Below are 3,522 nucleotides of genomic sequence, written 5' to 3'. Positions count from 1 at the left end.
CCACCCCGAACAGCCCTTGCCAAAGTCCGCTTGAGGGAATGACGGGGTCAGCGTCTAGTTACGGCGGGTCGCCAACGGAACTGCGGTGACAGTGCACTCAACTCCGTGCCGAGTTTTCCTTTTAAATGCACTGTCACCGTAATCGACACATCAAGGAGGTTCATGACACCGCAGTCGAGGCGCTCGGGGGCATGTCGTCAAACAGGGCGCAGCCGGCGGGGTAGCCCGTCCACGGCATCCCCTGTGCGCAGCGTACCGCGATCGTGGGAACCGGCAGCGTCGGATCGGCGAAGCAGCCTCCGGCGAACCCTGTCTGACCGGGCCTCCACGCTCCGAACGACCTCCAATAGATGGTTGAACCACACTTCGAGCAGAACCAGCGTTTGCCGAAGCCTTCGAGAACCGCCAGCGGACCATCCACCCTCCTGACCTGTTCATCCTGGAAGTAGACCGACCACCCGAACGGGGCGCCCGTACGCCGTTTGCAATTGTCGCAGCTACAAAGCCCGCTGCTGACCGGCTCGCCCTCGACCTCAACGACGCACGCGCGACACGCACATTGGGTAGTCCGAATTGTCATGGCAGGTCCCGCGGGTGTCCTCAGATACCAACATCGTAGGCGCAGCCGCGGAAGCCTCAAACCAAGCGTCAGTCTGGGTCCGCTAACCACCCGTCTCAGACATCGACGAGGTCTGGTTTCGGGCGATCGGGGGAATGTCTGCTTGCGGCCGCCTTGCTCGGGACAGCTCGCAACCCGTTGCGGACGTTTGGGTCGGCGCCCTATCGTTCGAACAGCCCAGCGGGTTGCGTAGCCGTCTTGATGCGATCAGACCACTTCAGCAGCCGGGGGTGGCTGGGCATCAGCTCGTCGAATTCGGGGACTTCGGCGAAGAGGCGGAACATCGGCGCGGCGTGGAGGTCCGCAAGGGAAAGTGTATCGCCGCTCAGCCATTCCCCTTCCGGCGAGATGGCTTCAAGCGCGGCCAGGCACACCGAAGCTTCACGACGTGAGGCGTCGAGCCGCACCGGGTCTGGGCTTCGCCCGCGGCGCGGGCCTTCCACTTGCTCGACGTACAAGCCCCAGACCAGCGTGCGGTAAGCATAGTTGTCCATGATGGAAATTGCCTGACCCATCGATGCGCGCCCGGATGGCGCGCTCGGCTGCAAGGCTGGTCCCTCGAACGCCTCGTCCACGTATCGACAAGTAGGCGCCGTCTCATAGAGGCGCACATCGCCATGCTGGAAGGCCGGAATACGACCGAAGGGATGGCGCGCCAGATACGCCGGTTGCTTGCCCTCCGTCCAAGCATCAACCTCTACCAGATTGTACCCGACTCCCTTCGCCCAAAGCGTCAGCTGTAAGGCCTGCACATAGACGCTGTAGGACGCGCCGTAGACCGTAGGTAAATCCGCTGCTCGCATGGCGTCCCCCAAAGGGATCAGACCAGCTGAGCGCGGGAGAGGCAATCTCGAGCCGATCGGACGTTGAGCGCCGTGGCTTTGGGAACAAGGCGATGGGCGCGATAGGAGGTCTGCAAGCCACCCCAAGCTGACATTCGAAAGGTCGGTTCCGGCGGTCTAAGCCCTTCCCTGCTCGGCGACATCCCAAACGAAAACAGGACCGCCCCGGTAGGGACGGTCCTGCTCGATGACTCATGGCTGCGGGCGGAGCCCGCGGCGCTTACTTCTTCTTGGCGGGCGCGACGCCGTTGACGGCGTCCTTGAGGCCCTTGGCGGCGCGGAAGCGCACGGCCTTGGAGGCCGGGATCTTGATCGCTTCGCCGGTGGAGGGGTTGCGGCCTTCACGGGCGGCGCGGGCGCCGACGTCGAACACGCCAAGGCCCGAGAGACGGACGTCGCCGCCCGCGGTCAAGGCGCCCGAGACGGTGGCGACCATGGCTTCCAGCACGCGGCCGACTTCAGCCTGGGTGGTCCCGGCGGCAGTGGCGACCTGTTCGATGAATTCAGATTGGGTCATGTGACCTCCGGTTGTCTTTGTTGCGCCTCGCGTTTCCACGCAAGGGAGGCAAGGGTTTGCGCAGATTCGCGGGCCGTGGCGACCTTGACGCAAGGGAAACGGGGCCGAGAGACCCCGTTTTTGGGCACAATAGCGCGCATTCGCCGCGGCTGAGAGGCGTCTTAGCCCCTACCGGGCGTCGCGCAGGTACACCACCTGGCTGCGACCGGAACTGATCAGGTGCCCGAGAAGGAAGCCGGCGGCGGCGGCGACGCCGAGCGCCACATAGGGCTTTTCTCGCACCAGGACGTCGGTGTCGCCGAACCGCTCGACGGCGCGTTCCCGGACCTTGCCGTAGACTTCCTGGCCCTTGGCCACCACGACCTCCGTCTTGCCTTCCAGCAAGGTGCGTGCGGCGCTCAGCAGGCTGTGGGCGGCCTCATTGAGGGCCGCCGGCGCCTTGCCCAGAGCGTCCGCCGCTTCGCTGACGGAGGCGGAGGCGCTCGCCTTGGCGCTCTTGGCGCTCTTGGCGGAGGCCGCCATCGGATCAAGGGCGGCGGTGGCGTCGGCCAGGCCGGTCGCCGCGGTTCCGTTGGCGGAGGAGGTCATCGGGTCGGCCATGGTTCTTCTCTTCGGATAGGGGATCAGGCCCCGTGAACGGGGGCCGGGCACGACACCAACGATGTCGGCCCGGCCTGGGTTCCGGAGTTAGAACTTCCGCGTGTAGGCGACAGCCCAGACGTCGGCGTTCTCGCTGGAATCCTTGAAGTCGTGGCGGGTGTAGTCGACCCGGACGCCGTTCTTGTCGTCCAGGAAGTACTGGCCGCCGACGCCGTAGTTCCAGCTCTCGCCGTCATCGGCTGCGGACGCGCCGGCGGCCGACGCCTTGATCTTGGAGGTTCCGTAGCCGACCCGGGCGAACAGATCGGCCTGCGGCGAGACCGGCAGATAGCCGACCCCATAGATGGCGGCCTGGTGTTGCAGCTTCACGTCGACCGAGGTTCCGGCGACATTGACGCTGTCTTCCTTGACGCCGGCGGCGAGTTCACCCTCGACGCCGAGGTACTGGCCAAAGCGGGCCCCCAGGCGGCCCTGGATCGCCCCCAGGTTCACATCGTCGATATTGGCGTTCGCGTAGCCGAGCGAGCCATAGATCGTGGTGGGAGAGAGCGACTGCGCCGAGGCGATGGCGGGGACGGCGAGGGTCAGGGCGGTCGTCGCCGCCAGGGCGATGAGAGACTTCATTGGTTACTCCAACTCTTTCGTTCAGCTCCCCAGCCGCACCCAAGTCGCCTCCAAACACGGCGGCCCTAGGTCGGTTCCTCGACATTCGATGGAAACAATGTGGCGGAGAGGGACCTGTGTCGCTGAGGGCACAGGTCGGCGTGCGGAGCGATCCAGCTGGAGACCGACGTTCCGGTTCCCCCTTCCCCCTCGATGGGGGATGGGCCGGGGATGGGGGTGTGTGCAGGGCGCTGAAAGCTTGGCGCGGGGGGCGAACGCCGACCTTGAGCCTCGCCAGGCGCCCTGCCCTCACCCCCAACCCAACCCTCCCCCTCGATGGG

At 65.7% G+C, this 3,522-nt stretch carries 4 protein-coding genes; all 4 read right to left on the bottom strand.

Annotated elements, in window-relative coordinates:
* Nucleotides 1-780: 780 nt before the first annotated feature.
* On the bottom strand, nt 781-1,422 hold the full coding sequence (locus tag AAC997_RS17415; protein ID WP_340646972.1) for a glutathione S-transferase family protein: 642 nt from the start codon (nt 1,420-1,422) through the stop codon (nt 781-783).
* A 259-nt stretch (nt 1,423-1,681) separates the two neighbouring features.
* Entirely contained in the window at nt 1,682-1,978 is a 297-nt protein-coding gene (locus AAC997_RS17410; protein ID WP_340646971.1) for an HU family DNA-binding protein, read from the bottom strand.
* 168 nt (nt 1,979-2,146) lie between these two features.
* Nucleotides 2,147-2,578, bottom strand: a complete 432-nt coding sequence (locus tag AAC997_RS17405) for a hypothetical protein (RefSeq protein WP_340646970.1) — start codon at nt 2,576-2,578, stop codon at nt 2,147-2,149.
* An 87-nt stretch (nt 2,579-2,665) separates the two neighbouring features.
* Nucleotides 2,666-3,202 carry a porin family protein gene (locus tag AAC997_RS17400; protein ID WP_340646969.1) on the bottom strand — a complete coding sequence of 179 codons (537 nt, stop codon included), beginning with the start codon at nt 3,200-3,202 and terminating at the stop codon, nt 2,666-2,668.
* Nucleotides 3,203-3,522 lie beyond the last annotated feature (320 nt).

Source organism: Phenylobacterium sp. (assembly GCF_037968635.1).
Classification (GTDB): domain Bacteria; phylum Pseudomonadota; class Alphaproteobacteria; order Caulobacterales; family Caulobacteraceae; genus Phenylobacterium.
Note: the sequence above shows the minus strand (reverse complement) of the source record. Positions and strands in the feature narration are given on the sequence as shown.

What these genes read in the sequence shown, in the direction of transcription:
- AAC997_RS17400 (WP_340646969.1), bottom strand. Translation starts at nt 3,202, where the DNA reads ATGAAGTCTCTCATCGCCCTGGCGGCGACGACCGCCCTGACCCTCGCC.
- AAC997_RS17405 (WP_340646970.1), bottom strand. Translation starts at nt 2,578, where the DNA reads ATGGCCGACCCGATGACCTCCTCCGCCAACGGAACCGCGGCGACCGGC.
- AAC997_RS17410 (WP_340646971.1), bottom strand. Translation starts at nt 1,978, where the DNA reads ATGACCCAATCTGAATTCATCGAACAGGTCGCCACTGCCGCCGGGACC.
- AAC997_RS17415 (WP_340646972.1), bottom strand. Translation starts at nt 1,422, where the DNA reads ATGCGAGCAGCGGATTTACCTACGGTCTACGGCGCGTCCTACAGCGTC.